The organism is Paenibacillus gyeongsangnamensis (assembly GCF_027533625.1).
Taxonomy (GTDB): domain Bacteria; phylum Bacillota; class Bacilli; order Paenibacillales; family NBRC-103111; genus Paenibacillus_G; species Paenibacillus_G gyeongsangnamensis.
Map to the genome: position 1 here is coordinate 116499 of NZ_JAQAGZ010000011.1, position 20774 is coordinate 137272.

At 49.1% G+C, this 20774-nt stretch carries 18 protein-coding genes; 5 read left to right on the forward strand and 13 right to left on the reverse strand.

Features of this window, described 5'->3' with window-relative positions; all coding sequences use genetic code 11:
• Positions 1–3018, reverse strand: coding sequence for a chondroitinase family polysaccharide lyase (locus O9H85_RS17845; RefSeq protein ID WP_269882780.1), 3018 nt, complete (start codon positions 3016–3018; stop codon positions 1–3).
• A 366-nt stretch (positions 3019–3384) separates the two neighbouring features.
• Between O9H85_RS17845 and O9H85_RS17850 the strand changes: the two genes are divergently transcribed.
• The gene (locus O9H85_RS17850) at positions 3385–4860 is read left to right on the forward strand and encodes a sensor histidine kinase (RefSeq protein ID WP_269882781.1); all 1476 of its coding nucleotides are present in this window, start codon (positions 3385–3387) and stop codon (positions 4858–4860) included.
• Between the two features lie 116 nt (positions 4861–4976).
• Here the strand turns inward: O9H85_RS17850 and O9H85_RS17855 are convergent, their stop codons facing one another.
• From O9H85_RS17855 to O9H85_RS17895, 9 genes are all read right to left on the reverse strand, one after another.
• Entirely contained in the window at positions 4977–5387 is a 411-nt protein-coding gene (locus O9H85_RS17855) for a VOC family protein (protein ID WP_269882782.1), read from the reverse strand.
• Positions 5388–5479: 92 nt separating this feature from the next.
• Positions 5480–6199 (reverse strand): endonuclease/exonuclease/phosphatase family protein, encoded by a 720-nt coding sequence (locus tag O9H85_RS17860; protein ID WP_269882783.1) that lies wholly within the window; start codon positions 6197–6199, stop codon positions 5480–5482.
• Between the two features lie 173 nt (positions 6200–6372).
• The gene (locus O9H85_RS17865) at positions 6373–7266 is read right to left on the reverse strand and encodes an ABC transporter permease (protein WP_269882784.1); all 894 of its coding nucleotides are present in this window, start codon (positions 7264–7266) and stop codon (positions 6373–6375) included.
• A 12-nt stretch (positions 7267–7278) separates the two neighbouring features.
• Positions 7279–8328, reverse strand: coding sequence for an ABC transporter permease (locus O9H85_RS17870; protein WP_409348158.1), 1050 nt, complete (start codon positions 8326–8328; stop codon positions 7279–7281).
• 21 nt (positions 8329–8349) lie between these two features.
• Positions 8350–10005 (reverse strand): ABC transporter substrate-binding protein, encoded by a 1656-nt coding sequence (locus O9H85_RS17875; protein ID WP_269882785.1) that lies wholly within the window; start codon positions 10003–10005, stop codon positions 8350–8352.
• Between the two features lie 63 nt (positions 10006–10068).
• Positions 10069–11037, reverse strand: coding sequence for an ABC transporter ATP-binding protein (locus tag O9H85_RS17880; protein WP_269882786.1), 969 nt, complete (start codon positions 11035–11037; stop codon positions 10069–10071).
• 11 nt (positions 11038–11048) lie between these two features.
• Positions 11049–12017 (reverse strand): ABC transporter ATP-binding protein, encoded by a 969-nt coding sequence (locus O9H85_RS17885; RefSeq protein WP_269882787.1) that lies wholly within the window; start codon positions 12015–12017, stop codon positions 11049–11051.
• Positions 12018–12039: 22 nt separating this feature from the next.
• Complete coding sequence (locus tag O9H85_RS17890) at positions 12040–12801, reverse strand: gamma-glutamyl-gamma-aminobutyrate hydrolase family protein (protein WP_269882788.1); 762 nt, start codon at positions 12799–12801, stop codon at positions 12040–12042.
• 197 nt (positions 12802–12998) lie between these two features.
• Positions 12999–14678, reverse strand: coding sequence for a thiamine pyrophosphate-binding protein (locus O9H85_RS17895; protein WP_269882789.1), 1680 nt, complete (start codon positions 14676–14678; stop codon positions 12999–13001).
• Positions 14679–14917: 239 nt separating this feature from the next.
• Between O9H85_RS17895 and O9H85_RS17900 the strand changes: the two genes are divergently transcribed.
• Entirely contained in the window at positions 14918–15223 is a 306-nt protein-coding gene (locus O9H85_RS17900) for a ferritin-like domain-containing protein (protein WP_269882790.1), read from the forward strand.
• Positions 15224–15237: 14 nt separating this feature from the next.
• On the forward strand, positions 15238–15582 hold the full coding sequence (locus O9H85_RS17905) for a spore coat protein (RefSeq protein WP_269882791.1): 345 nt from the start codon (positions 15238–15240) through the stop codon (positions 15580–15582).
• 127 nt (positions 15583–15709) lie between these two features.
• Here the strand turns inward: O9H85_RS17905 and O9H85_RS17910 are convergent, their stop codons facing one another.
• The 3 genes from O9H85_RS17910 to O9H85_RS17920 are packed head-to-tail and all read right to left on the reverse strand — an operon-like array spanning position 15710 to position 18800.
• Positions 15710–16540, reverse strand: coding sequence for a carbohydrate ABC transporter permease (locus tag O9H85_RS17910; protein WP_269882792.1), 831 nt, complete (start codon positions 16538–16540; stop codon positions 15710–15712).
• Positions 16541–16556: 16 nt separating this feature from the next.
• A complete protein-coding gene (locus tag O9H85_RS17915) occupies positions 16557–17492 on the reverse strand; it encodes a carbohydrate ABC transporter permease (protein WP_409348159.1) in 936 nt (311 codons plus the stop codon).
• A gap of 39 nt (positions 17493–17531) precedes the next feature.
• Positions 17532–18800, reverse strand: a complete 1269-nt coding sequence (locus tag O9H85_RS17920) for an ABC transporter substrate-binding protein (RefSeq protein WP_269882793.1) — start codon at positions 18798–18800, stop codon at positions 17532–17534.
• Between the two features lie 342 nt (positions 18801–19142).
• Between O9H85_RS17920 and O9H85_RS17925 the strand changes: the two genes are divergently transcribed.
• Together O9H85_RS17925 and O9H85_RS17930 are read left to right on the forward strand one after the other, a co-directional pair.
• Complete coding sequence (locus O9H85_RS17925; protein ID WP_269882794.1) at positions 19143–19901, forward strand: phytanoyl-CoA dioxygenase family protein; 759 nt, start codon at positions 19143–19145, stop codon at positions 19899–19901.
• A 38-nt stretch (positions 19902–19939) separates the two neighbouring features.
• Positions 19940–20773: an AraC family transcriptional regulator gene (locus tag O9H85_RS17930; protein WP_269882795.1), complete on the forward strand. Its 834-nt coding sequence runs from the start codon at positions 19940–19942 to the stop codon at positions 20771–20773.
• The last annotated feature ends 1 nt before the right edge of the window (position 20774 follow it).

The window sequence follows — 20774 nt, forward strand, 5'->3', positions numbered from 1 at the left end:
TTAGTTCATTGCAGCTTTTACCAGCGCGAACTCGCGCGGCATCGCGTCCTTGCACGTCAGCTCGATGACGGTGTTCCCCGCCTCGCCCGCAATGACGCTGAAGCCGTCTGCCGCCGCTTGCTTCATCCATTGCCCCTTCAACGTGATACGCATCGTATGGGCCATGCTTGCCCGATGCACCCATTTGCGCGAATAGACGCTGACTTCCTTCCGTACGCCATGCTCATCATATTGATCCGCTTCGATTCCCGCGTACAGACGCAGATCGGGGTTGACCGCACTGATGATCAGCCTGTCGCCGTCTTCCCGGATCATGACCATCGACGGATTGTCGACTGCGACCAGATGTCCGGTATCTATGGGATCGTCCGCTTCAAAAAGCGCATAGGCGGTAGTACGGCTCTCCGCGTCCCGGACGACATGCGCCGCACGGTCTTGGCGCAATACGCGATAAGCAGCCGTTTCCGGTGCTTGCATATGTTTATAAAAGGCAAGCATGCGCTCGCGGTCCGCCCCGACCAGAATGGCGTATTCGTAGCTGCCATCCTTGGGTGCAGTCCCGTGCTCCAGCCACGCCGCGGCAAAATCACCGTACGTATCGGCGTCCGTCGCTTGATGCTTGGAATGCTGCGTTTCTTTGGAAATGGAAAGCGTTTGTCCGGCCGCCACGTAGTACCCGTTCCTCTTATTGTCTACTATCCACGCAGGCTTGGTTAATTGTATTCTTTGGAAATAACCGAATACGGCTATCGGCTCTGTACTGTTCACCCAGATCGGATGGTCGGGAGCGGTCAAATGGTTTTGAAACAGCGTCGTTTCGGTCGGGCATGCGCCGTTATCGTTTTCGATGCCGGTACCGAGACAGACGATCCGGTCGTCGAAGAAGAACGCCGATTTGCGGGCGCGGTGGCTTCCTTCGTATTTCGGATGCTCGTGCAGTTTCATCGCGAACATCCCGTTGCGGTTTTCCAGATGGAGCCCGCCGGCGTACGTTTCATCGGAAAGAAGCATTTCTTCGAAGCCGCTGAACGTGTCGACATTGCGGACATCCGAACGCAGCTCCGCTATCGGCTTATGCACGGTTGTCGTCCCGGGCCACCGGTTCCAATCCCATCCGTCGTGATGGTAGCCGCTATCCTCGTTATTGACCGGCTCGCCTTGGCTCATGATCTGAAGATGCCCATGCGTAATGTAGCGGCCGTACAAATTGGCGTTCACGTACGTTTCGTTCGCCCATAAATAGCGGCTGTGCCCGCGCATGCCGGCAAGCCACGAGCCGCGTCGGTGAATGGCCAGTGCCGCATAGTTCATCGTCCAATGGCCGCTCGGATCCGGTTCCGGGACAATGCCCGCCTCTTCAAAACGCCGCGCGGCTTCCGTACGCTCGTCCGGCCCCAGCAGCCGCAGGTAAGCGGCGGCAGCCTCTTCGTCAATCGCCCCGGTACCGTCAGATGTGCCGGACTGCGCCAGAAAGCCGAAAGGCTCCGGATCCAGCGCCCATTTGCCGGTCGGGTGACGAGCGGCTAAGCTGAGCAGCCATTCGCGCTTGTTGCTGTACAGCCGCATCGCGAGCAGCGCCTTGCGTATGGTTTCATGCGCTTGTTCCCCTACGCGGTAAGGTGTTCCGCTCAGCACGTACATCACCGGTGTCACGCCTTGAAAGCCTCCGACCGCATAGGCCGGATAGTGGTTCACGTGATGATAGGCGGAGCCGTCGATTTTATAAGCTGCGCGCAGGCCTGGAGCCGGCAGCAGCGATTGGCTGAGCCAATCGCGGAACGCTTCCAGTTCCCGCACCTTTTCCGCCGTTTCGTCCATGATCAGCAAGCTGGCTATCATCCCGTGCAGCGTCGTATTGAAGATATCGATATTGCCTTCCACTTCGGCAAGCGGCGTATGAATGCGGCCGGCTCCGCTGTACCAGCGCATCGTCCGCTGCGTCCTCTCCAGTCTTCCCGCCGCCTTCAGCACGTCTCTCATCAGGAAGACGGCCGGATAATAGTCGCGGAAGTTGTAGCCGAAATGATGCACGGTCCCTTGCGAGCTGCCGTACGTCCACCCCTGGTCGTCCAAATGGTCGAGCGCATCCAGGAACATCGCCTGCAGCTCGGCTTGCTGCTCCTCCCGCTCAGAGGACCGGAAGATGACTGCCGTTTTCATTAGAAAACGGGTTATTTCGCTAAGCTGAACCCCGCTAGAGAGCGATTTCAGCTCCTCCTTCAGCGGCTGCGGGTAATGGTCGAAGAACGGCAGCTCGACCGGCCGTCCCATAATGGAATCCCCGCTGCGCACGATCCCATACTCGGCAAAACGGCGCCGGAGGCTTTCGACATCTTCCTGCGTTACGGTAACGGCGCTTTTTTCGTAAAAAAGAGCCTCGAACCGTTCGTTCATTCGCGCATGCGCCACCGATTGCTCCGAGGTCACGGCCACCGGTACCGCCCGCAGCGGCTTCAGCTGCTCGAAAGCATACAACGCAAGCCAATGCGCATTGGCGGAAACGTCCGCGCCCGTGTTTACGAACGGAACCTGGAAATCCCGCGTATGGAAACGCGGATCGATCGGCGTGTTCAGCATCAGCTGGTCGATGAACAAAGTGCCGGGCTCCGCTCCCTTCGGCATGCGCAGCGTCAGCGTATCCATATCCGGATGCGGCGTCCCCCCCATGTCGCGTTCGTAAGCGACCCATGCGGCCCGCCATCCGCGGAAATTCAGTTCAAATTCAAACGAGCAATCGACGGTTTGCCCGCCTCGGCCGAATTCGAACGCAAGCTTCCCGCCATGCGGCGCCGGATTATAAATCCAAACGGCGAACGAGTCGCGCGCCTGGTTTTTCGCTCCTTCTTGAAACGGACGGTAGCCGATCGGCTGCTTCAACGTAATGAACGAAGCCTCCCCGTATTCCCACTGCAGGCTGGATGCCCCGTCTTTATAATGACGGTCGCTGATCGACAATCGGGATTGCCCATCGCATGAAAAGCATGCCGGGATACCGCTTTCAAAACTGAATATGACCATCACCGTTCCCCCTTTTCTCAAAATTGCCGAATTCTTCTTTGCGTCAGGCGTCCGCCCGTTTTAATCACGATCAATATTTTATTTAAGCAAAGCGCAGGTCGAGTGTATATAGGCGGGTTTTGTTCTACGCATATGCGAAATCTGCACTTCCGCACCTTGAGGCTTCATCCATTGCCTCTGTTCCCGCTTGAATCAGCATAGCTAACTTTATTGTACTTGCAAAATTCAACGCAAAAAAAGGGGAATGTTTTATTCCCCCTGCCGATCAGAATTCATTTTGCAAACTTGAATCGCATTTGTTATGATTTGAATGCGCTTTATAGTGATCTATTCTATATTCCGCTTTTTAGCTAAGAGGGTGCAGCCATGATCTTCATAAGCCTGTTGTTTCTTACCTTCTCCATCCTGTTTACGTATAAAAAACTGAACAACATTTCGACCCGGTTCATGTATGGCATCATTATCGGATGGATTCTGTCCTTTGTTTCGTTTACCCTTTACTTAAGCAAATTTAATTATTATTACAATATCATTTATTCGTTTTTCAACTTCAGCCCCGGAACATGGAATTATCTCGTGCTGACGAAGTTCAATCCGAATCTGTTGATTCGCATGTTCAACGACGGGGTTATTCTGTTCCAATGCTCGATGCTATGCTTTATCGTTTCTCTTGCCCAAGGGCCGAAACCCAAAGCGCAGCGTATGTTTTATTCAGCCGTTACCTTCCTTTTCATTTTTGAATTGATCGCTTATGATCCTTTATTCAACATTGCATGGCAAAACCGGATGCCCTTTGGACTGAATTTCGATATTGTGGATCGGACTTTGAGAGGCATAAGATTTATCACGATAGCGATCGCTTTCATCATTCTTATCAACGATTATCTCAAATACCCCAAAATCAAATTTATTAAAAACCTGACGTTATTGAATATATTGGGACTCATTCCCGTTATCATCATTCATATCCTGCTTTTCTGGTGGGCCCCGAAAAATTTGGTCAAGGCGACATATTTGGAGGGCTACTATAACTATCTTCAGCCGCCTCTCGGATCAAATCCGATGGTTTTATTGATTTTACCTTACGCCGTGTATTTGGCTTTAACGTTCATGATCGCCGTCATATACAAATACAATTCCATCGAAAACTACCGCAAAAACAAGGACATTCAAATTAAAAAAAGCATCGATACCGCTACGCTGGGTGCTCGAGCCTTTACACATGCATTAAAAAACCACCTGCTTGCCATCAGGTCCGAAGCTGAATATTTGAAAGAGCGTCATGCGCAAGACAAGGATTCGATATACAGCCTTGATCTTATACTCCAATCGTGCGACTCCTCCATGGGAAGCATCAATGAAGCCGCCGATAAACTGAAAAATATCCAATTGAATCTCCAGCCGCATGCTTTGGATCGGCCTGTGAAACAAGCCTTGGCTTTACTCAATCCGCGAGAGAGCAAGATAGACATTCGTATGATTTCCGGACGCGTGCAATCCCTTGCTTATATGGATCTGCACCATTTAGCCGAAGCCATCTTTAACTTGCTGGAAAATGCAATGGATTCTATGGCCTATCAAGAGGACGGGATTATTAAAGTGGAAACCGCCGAGCAGAACGGATGGGGGATTATTCGCATTTCGGATAACGGTCCCGGGGTACTGGAGGAGCACTTGGATTCGATCTTCGACCCTTTTTTCACAACGAAATCTTCCGTAAACAACTGGGGGATCGGATTGTCGTATTGTCATAAAATCGTGACCGGCCATGACGGCAAGATCCAAGTGGAAAGTATCATTGGACAAGGAACTGCGTTTACAATCTTTTTGCCGCTCATTTAGCAGGAATGCTGAAGCAGCGTATCATTTACACAACAAAAAAGCCCTACCGCCGGCATCTCAAAAACGAAGATGTCGCTCGTAGGGCCACCCTGCCTACCAAATCACCAAACCCAAACTTATCCCTGATTCCCTTGTGCTTCCGTACTGATCTGCCATTTGATGCCGAACTTGTCTTCCAGACGGCCAAACAGGCTGCCCCAGAATTGCTTTTCTAGCGCCATAATCACTCTGCCGCCTTCCGATAGCTTGGCGAACGCTTGCTGAGCTTCCTCATCCGTTTTGAACTCGAGGTTCAGGTCAAAGCCGGTGCTGCGTCCCGGCGGCTCGTGCATGGTGTCGGCGATGAAGAAGTTTACGCCTGCCGCGGTGAATGCCATATGAATGATTTTGTCCTTCATCGCTTCATCAGTACCAGGGGCTTGTCCATACGTCATCTGATTGTGAATTTCCCCTCCCAGTGCTTGCACATAGAACTGTGCCTGCGCTCTGGCATCCTCGGAATAAAAATAAGGTGTCAACTTAGCCATCTGCCATCCACTTCCTTTACTCAATATATTGGCCATACTACTCCATTCTATCGTTCCGTAGGCGTTTCTGTCATCCATCCCGCCAAATCGCATCAGTTTAGGATTAATGTCGCTATTAACGGTAAATGATCCGAGGCTGCCGGAATCTTTTTGATGACCTCTACAGAAGCGACATGAATATTCCGACTGGTGAATATGTAATCGATTTTCATTACGGGCCTTAGCGATGGAAACGTATGACAAGGGGTACTTGCAGTCGCGTAACAATCCTTAAGAATCCCCGATATTTTTCTCCATGCTTTACCTCCGGGTTTCATATTCCAATTTCCTGCGATAATAACGGGCGGGCGATCCTCCGTAATCTTATCCGCAATAAAATCAATTTGTTTTTTACGGCTTAGCGGATTCAGACTAAGATGAGTGACATACATTCTGAGACTTATCTCCTTCATAAGTACGTCAGTTTCCAGCAAAACCCGGCCTTCGATTATACCGGAGTCCATAAGATGGTTTTTCACCGATACGATCGGGTAACGGGATAACAGGGCGTTCCCATACTCTCTTTTTGCGTCACTGTTCTTTGGTTTTAATGAGATCGCTGCTCCAAAGGCCGAATTCATCTTCAACCGTTCCGCTAGCCATGATACTTGATCCGCGTAATCGCTTCTTTTTGAAAAGAATCTGTCGACTTCATTGAGAGCGATGAAATCCGCTTCACTTTCTTCTACAGCTTCCGCTATTCGGTTCAGGTTCAGTTTTCCATCTATCCCTTTTCCATGGTGAATATTAAACGTAATTACTTTGATCTGCAAATCATTCCCCTGCCAATCCGTTCATGTAGATAACACCAAAGAAAACAGGCTCTACATAACATCATTGACCATTTCGTTAAAGATAAATCAATAAATAAAAAAAGCATGCTGACGGTGTCAACATGCCTTGAAGTAATGTTCGCCATTATTTAAAAGCTATAATTCCACAAACGCTACTGCTTCATCTTGGGATCGAGTGCATCGCGCAGCCCGTCGCCGAGGAGGTTAAATCCCAATACCGTCAGCATGATGGATAGTCCCGGGAAAAACAACGTCCAGAATCCGTGTTGAATAAACTGCCTCGAATCTGACAGCATTTTTCCCCACTCCGGTTCGGGGGGCTGTGCCCCCAAACCTAAAAATCCTAAAGCGGCACATTCCAGAATCGCGTGCGCAATGCTAAGCGTCCCTTGTACGATGATCGGAGTGAGGCTGTTCGGCAAAATATGCTGGAATAAAATTCGCGAATCTTTCATTCCTAAAGCCTTTGCAGCCATAATATATTCCTCGGCTCTTAAGCTGAGCACTTTGGCGCGCACTAGCCGACCGAACACAGGGATATTCACAATGGCAATGGCGAGCAGCGCATTTTGTAAAGACGGCCCCAAAGCAGCGACAATCGCAATAGCAAGAAGAATTCCTGGAAATGCGAGCAAAATATCAAAAAAGCGGGAGATGGCCATATCCACCCATTTCCCATAAAAACCGGCCAAAATGCCCAACATGGTTCCAGCCGCAATGGAAAAAACAATGGATACCGTACCGACCCATAATGAAATACGCGAACCGTACACAACCCTTGCAAACACGTCCCTGCCCAGATCGTCCGTACCGAACCAATGAGCTGCTCCAGGCGGCTGCAATCGGTCCAACAAAACGGGCTCTTTATAATCATAATGAGTGATGAATGGAGCGATGATGGCGATAATGATAAATAGGAACAAAATGATCAGCCCGGTTATTGCCAGCTTATTTTTGGCAAAGCTTCTCCACGTATCATACAAGGGGTTTGACGTACGCTCGGCTGCTTCATTGCTCAATTTCACGTTTGTTGCCAATTGCGGCATGCCATTCCCCCCTTATTTATAGCTGATTCTAGGATCTATCGCCGCGTAGAGCAAATCGACGACCAAATTAATCAAAACAAAAATGAGTGCAATCACTAAAATTCCCGATTGAATGACAGGATAATCTCTGGAACTAATCGCGTCAAAAATATATCGTCCCACTCCCGGCCAAGCGAAAATGGTTTCCGTCAACACCGCTCCGCCTAAAAGGTGGCCGGTTTGCAAGCCGATAACCGTCAGAACCGGGATAAACGCATTCCGAAAAGCATGATTATAAATAATGAAAAACTGCGACAATCCTTTTGCTCTGGCTGTACGGATAAAATCGGAACGCAGCACCTCCAGCATGGCGGAACGGGTCATTCGGGCGATAATAGCCATAGGAATCGTGCCGAGCGCAATGCCCGGTAAGATCAAATGCTTTAAAACCGTCCAAAATTGATCCCAGCTTCCGGCGAGTAAGGCGTCGATCATGTAAATGTTCGTGACCGCCTCGATCGGATCCCTCACATCCATACGGCCGATAGAAGGAAGCCACTGCAGCTTCAACGCAAACGCCCATTGCTCCATTAATCCGAGCCAAAACACCGGCATGGAGACGCCAACCAGGGCCACTAACATTCCTGCATAATCAAACCATGAGTTTTGCTTGAGCGCACTGAATATCCCGACATTAATCCCCAGGAATACGGCAAACAGCATACTAACTAGCGTCAACTCCAGCGTGGCAGCCATGTATGGAAAAATTTCCTTAGAAATCGCTTCTCTCGTGCGGATCGAGTTTCCTAAATCTCCGGAAACCAGCTTTTTCATATATTCATAGTACTGGACATAGGCCGGCTCATTCAGGCCGAGCTCATTCCTTAATGCTTTTACGGATTCAACGCTCGCCTTTTCTCCTAAAATAATTTCCGCAGGATCGCCAGGAATCGCATGAATGATGCCAAACACAATGATGGTCATCCCGATTAATACGGGAATCAATTGCAGCAGCCGCCTAATGATGTAGTTTACGATGTTGATCCCCCGCTTTCTTTTAAAAAAAGAGCGGCAGCCGAACATATGCCGCCCTCCACTGTCAAGTTACTTGAAGTAAACCTCCGTATAGGCTTCCGAGCCGGTCGGAGACGGTACGAAGCCGGCCACATTGGCTTTTGCTCCAAGCAACGGCGTAGAGTGAACAAGCGGAATCCATGGGGCGTCCTTCTTCATAATAACCTGCGCTTTTTTGTACAAATCCTCGCGTTTTGCTTTATCCGTTGCGGACTGCGCTTCGATGAGCAGGCTGTGGACCTCGTCGTTGGAATAGCGGCTGCGGTTGTTGCCGCCAATGTTGTCTTTATCCAATTGGTTGTACAGGAAGTTGTCGGGGTCTCCGTTATCTCCGGTCCAGCCAAGCAAGAACAGATCGTCCTTCTCGCCTTTTTTCACATCATCTAAATACGTCGCCCATTCCGGAGAAGAAATTTTCGTTTTTACGCCGATTTTGGCAAAGTCCGCTTGAATGGCTTCCGCCACCTTTTTAGCATCCTGCATGTACGGACGGGAAACAGGCATCGCATAGAACACATATTCACCAGGCAATCCGTTCGGGTAGCCGGCCTCCTTCAAAAGCGACTTGGCTTTCTCCAAATCGTAAGGATAGTCTTGAACGTCTTTGTTATATCCCCACAAGGAAGGAGGCATCGGGTTGGTGGCCGGCTCTGCCAATCCCCCGAAGAAAGCGGAAATAATGGCTTTCTTGTTAACGGCGTAGCTCAGTGCTACACGCACCTTCGGATCGTCGAACGGCTTTTTGGTCGTCACAAAACCGAAGTAACCGACGTTGAACGAAGGACGAATCACCTTTTGCAAGTTCTTATTGCCCTCCAGCGTCTTCAGATCGTCCGCGTTTATGCCTTCAATAAGGTCAAGCTCGCCGTTTTGCAAAGCCGTAAAACGGGCCGAGTTATCCGGAATCGCACGAACAATGACTTTGTTCAGCTTCGGTAAGCCTTGCTTCCAATAATTCGGGTTTTTCTCCAGAGTAATGGAATCGTTGCGCTTCCACTCTTTAAATACGAACGGGCCCGTTCCGACCGGCTCTGATTTGAACTTTTCTTTTTTCTCTTGAATCGCCTTCGGGCTGCCGATACTGAACGCTGGCATGGCAACGTTTTGCAGGAACGGGGCTGAAGGCTTGTTCAGCGTGAACTGAACCGTATTCGGATCAATGGCTTTTACCTCTTTAATAACTCGCTTGTCATCGGCTCCAAACATGGAGGTGTAATAGTCGAAGGAATCGCCCTGGAATTTATAAGGGCTCTTCGGGTCGCTCCAACGGTTGAAGTTAAATACGACGGCATCCGCGTTGAAGTCGGTTCCGTCATGGAATTTTACGCCTTTTCTCAGCGTAAATGTATATTGAAGCCCATCGCTGGATACTTTCCAGCTTTCCGCCAGTCCCGCCTGGACTTCCGTAGTGCCCGGCTTATATTCCAGCAGCTTGTCAAATACCTGTTGCGCAATCTTTATCGATTCCCCATCCGTTACAATAGACGGATCCAGCGATGCCGAATCACCCCCGCGTCCTACGATAAGGGTATCCTGCACTTTTTTAGGAGCCTCCTGCTTGGTCTCTTGCTTTGGCGTTTCCCCCGCTTTCTGATCTCCCTTTTTGTCTCCGCCGCTTGTACACCCGGCTAGCGTAAACGACATGGCTAGAACGCACATCATTCCGAGCTTTGCCCATTTCTTCATAGAAAATGAACCTCCACGTTTTATTTTCTAATAAAATATGTGATCCTACCCGGACCAAAGAGATCAGGAGTAGAGATGGCACGCGACTTGATGCTGTTCGCTGAGCTGAAGCAGTCCAGGCCGTTCCGTCCTGCACCGTTCCGAAGCGGAAGGACAACGGGTATGAAACGCGCAGCCCTGCGGCGCCTTCGCCGGATTCGGGACATCGCCTTCCAAAATGATTCTTTCGCTCTTCACAAACGGGTCCGGAACAGGAACCGCAGAAAGGAGCGCCTGCGTATACGGATGCTTCGGGTTCGAATACAGTTCGCGCTTCTCGGCTAGCTCTACGATACGACCCAAATACATAACGGCAACGCGATCGCAAAAATGTTTGACTACACTAAGATCGTGAGCGATAAAAATAAAAGTAAGCTGGAATTGGCGCTGCAATTGTTTGAGCAGGTTAAGAATTTGTGACTGGATGGATACGTCGAGGGCGGATACTGGCTCATCGGCCACAATAAGCTTGGGGTTTAGGGCAAGTGCTCTTGCAATGACGATTCTTTGCCGCTGTCCTCCCGAAAATTGGTGAGGATAACGATTCAGCTGCGAAGGGTTCAGGCCGACATGTTCCATCAGCTTCAGAACGCGGTCAAGCCGATCTTCTTTACTGCCGATACCGTGGACGATAAACGGTTCTTCCAATATTTTACGAACCGTATGCCTCGGGTTTAAAGAAGCAAAGGGATCCTGAAAGACGATCTGCATATCTTTACGGATTCTCCTGAGCTCTTTTTCGGACATTGACGTAATGTCTTGCCCGTCAAACATCACTTTTCCGTTTGTAGGCTCGATCAACCTCAATAATGATCGGCCGGTTGTCGACTTCCCGCAGCCGCTTTCGCCTACAAGCCCGAACGTTTCCCCTTTTTTCACGAAAAACGACAGATCATCAACGGCTTTTACGCTTCCGCTTTCCCGCTGCAGCAAGCCGGTCTTGATCGGAAAATACGTCTTCAAGCCTTGCACTTCCAAAAGATTCGGACTCACTTCATCACCCCTTATCGATTCATCCAGCAGCGGCTGCTGTGACCTGACTCCATCTCGACTAATTCAGGCAGCTCGATGCGGCATCGGTCGGTTGCCCAATCGCACCTGGGAGCAAACCGGCAGCCTTCTTTAATTGCTCCCGGCATAGGCACGTTACCCGGAATCGAATACAAAGTCTCGTTTTCCGTATCCATTCTCGGAATGGATTGGATTAAGCCTTTTGTATAGGGGTGCCTCGGATTTTTAAAAATTTGAAAGACGTTTCCTTCTTCGACCACCTTGCCCGCATACATGACAACCACCCGGTTGCACATTTCCGCGACGACCCCCAAATCATGGGTAATCAACATGATAGCCGTTCCAGTATCTTTGTTTAGTTTTTTCATCAGATCCAATATTTGGGCTTGGATCGTTACATCCAGCGCCGTAGTCGGCTCGTCGGCAATCAGCAGCTTCGGTTCGCAGCTGAGCGCCATGGCAATCATGACTCTCTGCCTCATGCCTCCCGACAATTGATGCGGGTACTCGTCCATAATCGCTTCCGCCCGCGGAATGCCTACTTTTTTCAGCATATCGATCGCTAACTCGCGCGCCCTCTTTCGGCTGACGCGAAGGTGAATTTTGATCGTTTCCGCAACCTGCTTACCTATGGTCAATAAAGGATTGAGAGAAGTCATCGGTTCTTGAAAAATCATCGATATTTCATTGCCGCGCAAAGCCTTCATCCGTTTCTCTTTGGCTTTCACCAAATCCTCTCCAAAAAAACGGATCGTTCCTCCAACAATCTTGCCCGGAGGTTCCGGGATTAGCCTCATGATGGAAAGGGAGGTCACACTTTTACCACAACCCGATTCCCCCACAATCCCAAGAACTTCACCTTCTTTTATGTACAGGTCCACTCCGTCAACGGCAGGAATTTCCCCCCGGTCCATGATGAAATGGGTTTTCAGGTCATTAATTTCCAATAATCTTGAAGTCATTCATCTACAGCCCCCTGCTTATTTAAGAAGTGAGACCTTGTGTACGAACATAGGAAACAAACCGGTCGAACAAAGACTGTTGAAGCTTATCTTTCTCGGACATCATTTCCGGATGCCATTGAACGGCAACGACAAACCGATGATAGGTCGATTCCACCGCCTCAATGATGTGATCTTCCGATAAAGCGCTTACTTTCAAATGTTCGCCGAGCGCTTTTATCGCTTGATGATGATAGGAATTCACCCCCAATTGTTCGACCCCCGACATCTGGTACAGCTTCGAATCTTTGTCGATCTGCACGGTATGGGTAGCCTGCCACTTGCGAAACTGTTTATGCGAATGAAAATGCTCTGCCCCCAGATCGGTCACCAAATCCTGATACAAGCTTCCTCCAAGCGCTACATTTAACATTTGCAAGCCTCTGCAAATACAGAAAACCGGCATATCTCGGCGTAACGCGCAGTCGAGCAGCGCGAGCTCGAACGAATCTCTCTCCGTCGACAGCTTGCCGAGATTTGCTTTTGGCCGTTCTCCGTAAAGAAGGGGGCTGACATCGCTGCCTCCTGTCAGCAGCAAGCCATCAAGGCGGTCCAGAAGCGTCTCGATCCGCTTCTTATCCTCTAGTACCGGAAGCATGATAGGAATGGCGCCGGCGCTTTCCAACGACCTCGTATAATCGTAGGACATAACGGCCATATCGCGTCCAAGCGAGCCGATCGAACCGAGGTTGCCCGTTTCCGATTGGTCCAAATAATATCCTGTTGCGCCGATAAGCACTGACATGATATCGAGCTCCATTCCTGCACCTTATTAGTAACCGTTTTCAATTAATTTGTAAACGCTTTCTAACTCATTGTATTTTATCACCTTGGGGAAATTTTGTAAATTTTATTTTTTGAAAATTCCATTTTATCAGATAAGTATTTAGTGAAACCAAATATTTCCTCATAAAAAGCCCATGGTTCCTTTTGAAGCTTGTATTATATTTTCGTATGAGGCACTAACGTGTCAGCGGTTTTGACATCGATGATTGTCGGTTTGCGCTGCTGCAATGCCAGACGCAGTAATTCCTCAAACTGCTGTGCGTTGTCTGCCTTAAGTCCCCGACCTCCGCAAGATTGAGCGATCATGGCAAAGTCCGGGCAGCCAAGTTCACTTCCCATCGTGTTTAATCCGCTGACCTCCATCCGGTTTTTCTCCATCGCATATGAACCGTTATTCATCACAATAACAATTACAGGAAGCTGGTACCGTACGGCGGTAATAAATTCCATCATTGTTTGCAGAACGCCGCCGTCTCCGACAACGGCTACCACCTGGCGGAGCGGAAATTCCAACTGAGCGGCTATCGCTGCGGGTAGTCCGAAACCCATCGTACGCCAACGCCCGGAGACCAGAATATCCTGCCGTTTTGCTTGAAAAATCCGGTTGAACCAAATTGTATGATCACCTGTATCGAGAGCAATAACAGCATCCGGATCAACGTAGTCAGCAATTGCCTTGATGACACGCTGAGGCGGGATAGGCGTTCCTTCGCTATCAGCCTCCTTCTCAATTTGCTGTTTCCAGGTGCCCCTAACTTCAGCAATCCGTTTTTCCCAATCCGTACGAATGGACGAATCGGACTTAAATTCCTTTAACAACTGCGGAACCACCATTTGCAAATCGCCAACAATACCTTTTTTTACAACTCTGCCCAATCCGATCTGCGCCGGTACCTTATCCATCTGTACAATCGGCAAATGGTTTGGGATATAATCATCCGGCCACCAGGTGCCGCCCAGGATGAGAATCAAATCGCTTTCCGCCAGCAGCAGGCTTGCCGCCTCGCTCCCCGCCTCTCCCAATCCCCCGGCAAATAATGGATGATCATTTGGAAACAGTGATCTGGCCGGCATTGTAGTAATGACCGCCGCGGGCAGCTTCTCTGCCAGCTCTCGTACCGAACTGGCTGAATTTTTAACACCGCGTCCAAGCAAAAACACGGGTTTTTGGGAGCTTTTCAACATATTGACGGTTTCTTGGATATGCTCTACGGGAGTCATAAGCGTTTGATGCAGGTGGGCGTTGTAAGTATAAATTTCACCTTGAACCTGCTGCTGAAACAAATCTTTCGGAATAGAAAGATGAGTTACTTTTCCCATCACTTGAGCATTGATCAGCGCTTTTTGCAATAAGTCCGGTAATGCGTCCGGGTGTGTCAGCAGCTCCGTCTGCTCGGCGATAGGGCTGATCAATCGCTGTTGATTAATATACTGCTTCGTGCTTGTGCCGATTTTCTTCGTTTCCACCTGTCCGGTAATCGCAAGCACCCCTGCGCCGTCCATAGATGCGTCCCCCAAACCGTTCAGCAGGTTAGCAATCCCCGGCCCGCTGGTGGCAAGACAAACACCAATCCTACCCGTCAGTTTCGCTTCCGCCGAAGCCATTAAAGCGGCTCCGCACTCATGTGCGCAGGCAATATATTGTATTCTATTCTGCTTTGCCAACTCGTCCAATAAAAATAAAGTAGCATCACCGATGACCCCGAAGATTCGTTTAACTCCCCAAGATGCCAACTGATCAATTAGGAATCGGGATACGTTAAGGCTTTGGGTTGATTTGGGTAGATTCGCATTCACCGGCTGTGTCGTTTTGACCTCTGGCGTAATCTGTACCATAGCTTTAATAAATCAACTCTTTTCCAAATAAATGACTGTCAGAATCGAGGATTCCCGATGTGAATATCCGACCTTGACTAGTTTTCCCAAACAGTCATTGAGCATGCAATTCCCCAGGTTTTAATGCAAAAAGAGCCGCTAGTATATCGGGTCCAAAGATTTTGATGCATTCCAAAGCATATTCGGTCCTTTATTGTACAATCCTATGATGAGTACGGAACAACGAAAGGAGCTTCCTTATGGCGATCACAATGAATCCTCCGGCTCAGCAAGCCCAAGTACCGATTCCGGTTCCGCCGCGTGTCATTACAACGAAAGATCTGCTCTACTTGAAAGACGCTTTATCTTGGGAGTTAGAGGCATATAAGAAATTTCATTTCTTCGCCCAACAGGCGAAAAGTCCACAAATCAAGCAAGCGCTTGATAAAGCGGGTCAAATGCATCAGCGTCATTACCAAAAACTTCTTACCCATCTGCAAGTGGACAACAATACCGCAATGGCCAGCCTGCCTCGTCCGCAACAGACGCAGCAGGCATCACAGTAAAGGAGATTCAATCGATGCAAACGCAGCAAGCTCAAAGTCATAATCAAATTGCCAATCCGCAGTCCGGACAACTGCCGCAAGTCAAAGGACCGGAGATGAACGACCGTGATTTTCTGAACGACGGTCTCGCTACGTGCAAATACTTAACCGACAGCCTGAATATTGCTGTCCGCGAAGCCAGCCACGAACAGCTTCATGCCGACATGCTCCAAATTTTGACGGAAACGCATCACAGCGCACGCGAGCTGTATAACCTGATGTTTCAAAACGGCTGGTATAAACTTGAGGCCGAGGAGCAACAAAAACTCCAGCAGGCCCATCAGCAATTTAGCGGGTATTCTTCGCAGTTTCCTTATTGAGTTTGCGTTCAAGAGCGTCCTCCTACATCCGCAAGCCCTGCCTCAGGCACATGACTGGGACTCCATAGGTTTCTAGGAGTCCCAGTCTGCTTATCCTTTCTCTACGCCTCCAACGTAATACTCTTTACTAATCTTTGATCGCTCCGGCGGCTATATCCGAGATGAATTGGCGGCTGGCCATCAAAAAGATAACAATCAATGGCAGCGTAGCCATTAAGGTTCCGGCCATGACCATAGCGTAATCGGTATTGTAAATGCCGTTCAGCTGAGAAAGCGTCACCTGCAGCGTATATTTTGCCGGGTCGGTTAAGATTACAAGCGGCCACATATAATCGTTCCACGAGCCGATAAAGCTGAATATGCCCAGAAAAGCGAGCGCGGGTCTCAATATCGGCAGCGCCACGTTCCAGTACAGCCGGAAAAGCCCGCAGCCGTCGATCCGCCCTGCACTGAGCAGTTCGTCGTGCACTGCACCGGTGGCGTACTGTCTCATCCAGAAGATGCCAAAGGCACTGGCCATCCCGGGGACGATCAGCGCTTTGAACGAGCCGACCCAACCGAGCTTTTGCATAATCATAAAGGAGGGAATAAGCGATAGTTGATGCGGGATCATCATGGTAAGCAGCATGAGCGTAAACAATATTTTTTTACCGGGAAATTCAAACTTCGCAAACGCAAAGCCGGCTAAGGAGCAGAAGAAAAGCACTAATAATGTGGAAGTAACGGCTACAAACAAGGTATTGAAGAAGGAACCGAAAAAATCGATATGGCTTATGACATTACGGATATTCTTGATCAGCTCTCCGCCGAATGTGAGTTCAGGGGGAAAGCGATAAATTTCGCTTGTAGTACGGGTAGCCATAACGGTGAGCCAATAGAACGGAAAGATGGACAGCACGACGACTATTAGCAGCGCCAGATGCAGCAAGAGCTTTTTTAAAGGATTTTGACCAACCATGCTTTTTCCTCCCTCCTTATTTTGCACCTGGCTTTTGAACTAAGATGTAATTCAAGTACGAGAATGCAGCAATGATCACAAACAATCCCCAGGCTACGGTGGAAGCGTAACCGAATAAGTATTTGACGAAAGCCAGCTGGTACAAATATAATACGATCGTCATCCCGGCCCCACCCGGCCCCCCGCTGTTACCGGTTAAGACCTGTGATTCCGTAAAGATTTGCATGCCGCCTATAGTGGAAGTGATGACTGTAAATAAAATGATGGGCCGGACAAGAGGAACTGTAATTCTCGTGAAAGTTTGCCACGTATTGGCCCCGTCGATCCGCGCCGCTTCGTATAGTACGGTAGGGATGCTCTGCAGTCCGGCCAAGTAAATAATGGCGTTATATCCCGTCCAACGCCATATCACCATGGAGGCGATGGCCCATTTGATGCCTACAGCCGAATTAAGCCACTGAACAGGTTCCGCTCCCAAGGAGGTCAGGATATAGTTGAGAAAACCGTACTTATTGCCGAACAGCGTTCCGAAAACGATGGCAACCGCAACAATCGACGTTACATTGGGCAGGAAGAAGGCAATCCGGTAAAAGGTACGGAACCGCAGAAAGGAAGCATTCAATAGAAATGCAATGAGCAGGGCTAGAATCAGCATAGGGATTGTGGAATATACCCAAATTTCCAATGTGTTGCGGATGGCCTTCCAAAACTGGGCGTCAGTTAACAGGTATCGAAATTGATTCAAACCGGTAAACTGGATTTTTCCAATGCCGTCCCATTTATTAAAGGCTAGATAAAAGGAAAACAGGATCGGAAACAGTCCGAAAACGGAGAAAAGAATGTAAAACGGTGATATAAACAAGTATAATCCGCGATTTTTCACAATTTCCCGCCAAAGCCCCGTTTTCCCCGCAGGCTTTGCGGTAGAGACGCCCGTCATTAATTCGTTCATTGGAATCCCTCCTTTAGCTATCCTAATCGGCATCAGCCGTTAATAAAGAAGCAGTTCCTTATTTACACGCTTAATGGCATCGTTCCAGGCTTCTTCCAGCGGCTTATTTTGCGTCTCCATATTGGAAACTTCTTCCTTGATAATGCTGTCGGCTATTGAAAATTTTGGACCCGAGTACTGATCTTTCACATGCTTTGCCGATTCAATGAAAATTTCATTGGTTTGCTGGTTCCCAAAAAACTTCTCCGCTTGGGACATTTTCGGATCACCGTAAATGCTCGGCGTAGAAGGAAAAAGGTTCATGGTTCCGAGCGAATTTAACTGATTTTCAGGATTCTCAAGCCATTTTATGACCTCAAACGCTTCCTTCGGATGCTTCGACTGTTTGGTGATCCCGATAAAAGAACCGCCGCTGTTCCCGTCTCCGCCCGGCGCCCGCGCAATTTTCCATTTGCCGGAAGTATCCTTGGCTGCGTCCTGAAGGACCTGTTTCATCCACACGGCTCCCACGAACGAGGCGACAGCTCCGTTGTTCATGGCTGCGTTCCATTCGGGAGTCCACTGATTGATTTTTGCGCTGAGGCCCAGCTGATTCACTTTAGCCGCCGCTTCCCAGGCCTTTCTCATATGGGACTGGTCGCCGATATAATGATCCTGCAGGTCGAAGTAAGCTTTATCGCTTTGGGCCAGCATTTGGGTAAATACCGTGCTAATATTATCAAACATGTACACTTTATTCTGGAACGCCGTTTTCAATTGTTGCCCTGCAGCGATGTAATCGTCCCAGGTTTTCAGCTTCGCGCTGACTTCCTTCGGATCCGTGGGCAGGCCGGCCTGCTGAAACAGATCCGCCCGATAGAATAGTGCTGTCGGTCCGGAGTCCATAGGAAGTGCGATTTGGTAATTGCCGCCCGGCGTAATCGTCTGCTTCCATTTCCAATCCAGGTATGAGGACTCCAGCTCTTTGCTCCCCAGATCATACAAATTGACAAACTGCTCCTTATTGGGAAAGAAATTGGCAATCCATGAGTTCAATCCCACGATATCCGGTGCTCCGGAGCCTGCCGCAAACGCCGACATCAGTTTAGCTTTAAAGTCACCTCCGATTTTCTCGGCCTTCAAATGAATATGGGGAAACTGCTTCTCTACCCGCTTCAACAGCTCATCGTCAATCGATCGATTCCAGTACCAGAGCGTCAAAGTGACCTTCCCGCCGGGATCTGTCTGGCTGTTCTGCCAGGAGCAGCCCGCTGTGGAAAACAGCAGCACACCGATCAAAACGAGAGTCGTAAGCGTTTTCCAAGACATGCATACTCACTCCTTCCGAAATATGATTCACTTTCAAGCATATTAATTATCATATTTTAAAAATCAGATTCTATTCTGGTTGTCCCCCTGAAATAGATACGAAGTAGGAGCTTTAAGAATTTCCATATCCATCCATGCGACAAGAGACCCGCATCCATAGGACGCAGCGTCGGAACCCTTCCCGCCGCTTTCCCGCCATCGTTCACGGCAGGCATAGTAGCAAATATCAATTTGGGATACAAAAAGAATAGGACTCGTGCATTTAAAAGAACCACTACGTCACTTAGAATGGGAATATAAACGCTATTCAATCATAATTTTATACACTGGGAGGATATAACTATGGGAATTCCCATACAGTCGACAAGGCTCACGCCGCTTAGCGAGGAGCAAGTGAGAACGTACCACAAGGACGGCTATCTGATAATCAAAGGCGGCTGTAGCAATGACCTGATCGATGCGTTCAACGCCCACATTCACTCCATACGGTCTGCGGACGTTATAGCGGATTGGGCAAAGCCAAGAAAAGGAAAGGAGCAGGCCAGCGATCAAGACCGTTTCTCCGTTCGCTTGTTCAACCCTCATCTCCACGACGGTTTTTCCTTGCAAATGATGAAGCTTCCCGTCGTTCGCGGCGCACTTGCCCAGGTGTTGGGAAACGAGGCATGCGGCGTTCAGAGCATGTACTTTTATAAAGAACCCGGCTCCCCGGGGCAAGCTGCACATCAGGATTACTATTACATCCGTAATGAGCCTAATACATTAACCGCAGCATGGGTTGCAATGGAATACACCAACGAAGAAAACGGCTGCTTATGGGTCATTCCAGGAACTCATAAGCTTGGTCTGTTGCCCCATGGAGCCGTAAAAAATTTGCAAGAGCACGAAGCCTGGACGGACGAGGTGGAAGGTATCGATCTGACCCGCGAAATACCTGTAGTGCTTAACAAAGGGGACGTGCTCCTATTTGACAGCCTGTTGATTCATTCTTCTACGCGAAACCGCTCCGAGCGGTGGAGACGTTCCTATGTATGCCATTATATTCGTCACGACTCTACCATCGAAAGGGAAGATTTAAAGCGCAAAATATCTCTTGTATAATAGGCTGCAAGACAGTTTATACAAGGGTGGGGTTGGAAATGGAAACAAAGATAAAGGCGGATTATATTCCGCCTCTTGTTACCAGTGCTACTTCAGGGACGGTCGTTTATGGACCGGGCGGAACGTACGGTCCGCGAATACAGCAGGATCTTCAGCTCGTTCTGATGCATACCGGATCGATGCTCGTGAACATCGATGAAGAAAGGCATACCGTCCAAAGCGGCAACGTAGCTCTTCTCAAATCGGGACGCAACGAGCATTTTTTCTTCGATGAAAAGCGGGAAACGTGGCATCGATGGATTGCAGTCGGGGTAGAAACGATGGACTCTGCCTGCCTGAAGCAGCTGGATGAGCTTCCCTTCTCGATCCCGCTTTCGGATAAAATGAACTCGCTTACCGACATCATCTATTCCTTATTGAACAGCGGAGGGTCACCGGATGAAGAAATCATGAAATCGTTGGGGAGATCCGCTATACTGCTGTATATAGCCGAATGCGAGCGTTTGAACGCGAATGAAACCAAGCATCCGGCAGTGTTGCTTGCCAAGGAAATGATACACAAGCAGTTTTCGCAGGATTTGTCCCTGGAGAACATAGCCAGAGCCGTGCAGAAGACTCCCGAACACCTGATAAGATTATTTCGGCGGGATGAAGGAATGTCTCCTATCCAGTACTTGTGGCTGTACAGGGTCAAGCAAGGCTTGGCGCTGATAAGAAGCACCGGCCTCCATATCGGAGAAATCGCCGAACAAGCCGGTTTCAAAACCTCATATCATTTTGCCCGCACCATCAGGCGCCATACCGGAAAAACGCCAAGCGACATACGCAAAGAAAGCTATAACATCGTAATTAAACCGACAGAGGTGAATTAAT

Coding starts and splice junctions, on each gene's coding strand:
- O9H85_RS17900 (WP_269882790.1), top strand. CDS start 14,918: ATGGCGATCACAATGAATCCTCCGGCTCAGCAAGCCCAAGTACCGATT.
- O9H85_RS17845 (WP_269882780.1), bottom strand. CDS start 3,018: ATGGTCATATTCAGTTTTGAAAGCGGTATCCCGGCATGCTTTTCATGC.
- O9H85_RS17915 (WP_409348159.1), bottom strand. CDS start 17,492: ATGAACGAATTAATGACGGGCGTCTCTACCGCAAAGCCTGCGGGGAAA.
- O9H85_RS17850 (WP_269882781.1), top strand. CDS start 3,385: ATGATCTTCATAAGCCTGTTGTTTCTTACCTTCTCCATCCTGTTTACG.
- O9H85_RS17930 (WP_269882795.1), top strand. CDS start 19,940: ATGGAAACAAAGATAAAGGCGGATTATATTCCGCCTCTTGTTACCAGT.
- O9H85_RS17925 (WP_269882794.1), top strand. CDS start 19,143: ATGGGAATTCCCATACAGTCGACAAGGCTCACGCCGCTTAGCGAGGAG.
- O9H85_RS17920 (WP_269882793.1), bottom strand. CDS start 18,800: ATGTCTTGGAAAACGCTTACGACTCTCGTTTTGATCGGTGTGCTGCTG.
- O9H85_RS17910 (WP_269882792.1), bottom strand. CDS start 16,540: ATGGTTGGTCAAAATCCTTTAAAAAAGCTCTTGCTGCATCTGGCGCTG.
- O9H85_RS17885 (WP_269882787.1), bottom strand. CDS start 12,017: ATGACTTCAAGATTATTGGAAATTAATGACCTGAAAACCCATTTCATC.
- O9H85_RS17855 (WP_269882782.1), bottom strand. CDS start 5,387: ATGGCTAAGTTGACACCTTATTTTTATTCCGAGGATGCCAGAGCGCAG.
- O9H85_RS17875 (WP_269882785.1), bottom strand. CDS start 10,005: ATGAAGAAATGGGCAAAGCTCGGAATGATGTGCGTTCTAGCCATGTCG.
- O9H85_RS17870 (WP_409348158.1), bottom strand. CDS start 8,328: ATGTTCGGCTGCCGCTCTTTTTTTAAAAGAAAGCGGGGGATCAACATC.
- O9H85_RS17865 (WP_269882784.1), bottom strand. CDS start 7,266: ATGCCGCAATTGGCAACAAACGTGAAATTGAGCAATGAAGCAGCCGAG.
- O9H85_RS17895 (WP_269882789.1), bottom strand. CDS start 14,678: ATGGTACAGATTACGCCAGAGGTCAAAACGACACAGCCGGTGAATGCG.
- O9H85_RS17905 (WP_269882791.1), top strand. CDS start 15,238: ATGCAAACGCAGCAAGCTCAAAGTCATAATCAAATTGCCAATCCGCAG.
- O9H85_RS17890 (WP_269882788.1), bottom strand. CDS start 12,801: ATGTCAGTGCTTATCGGCGCAACAGGATATTATTTGGACCAATCGGAA.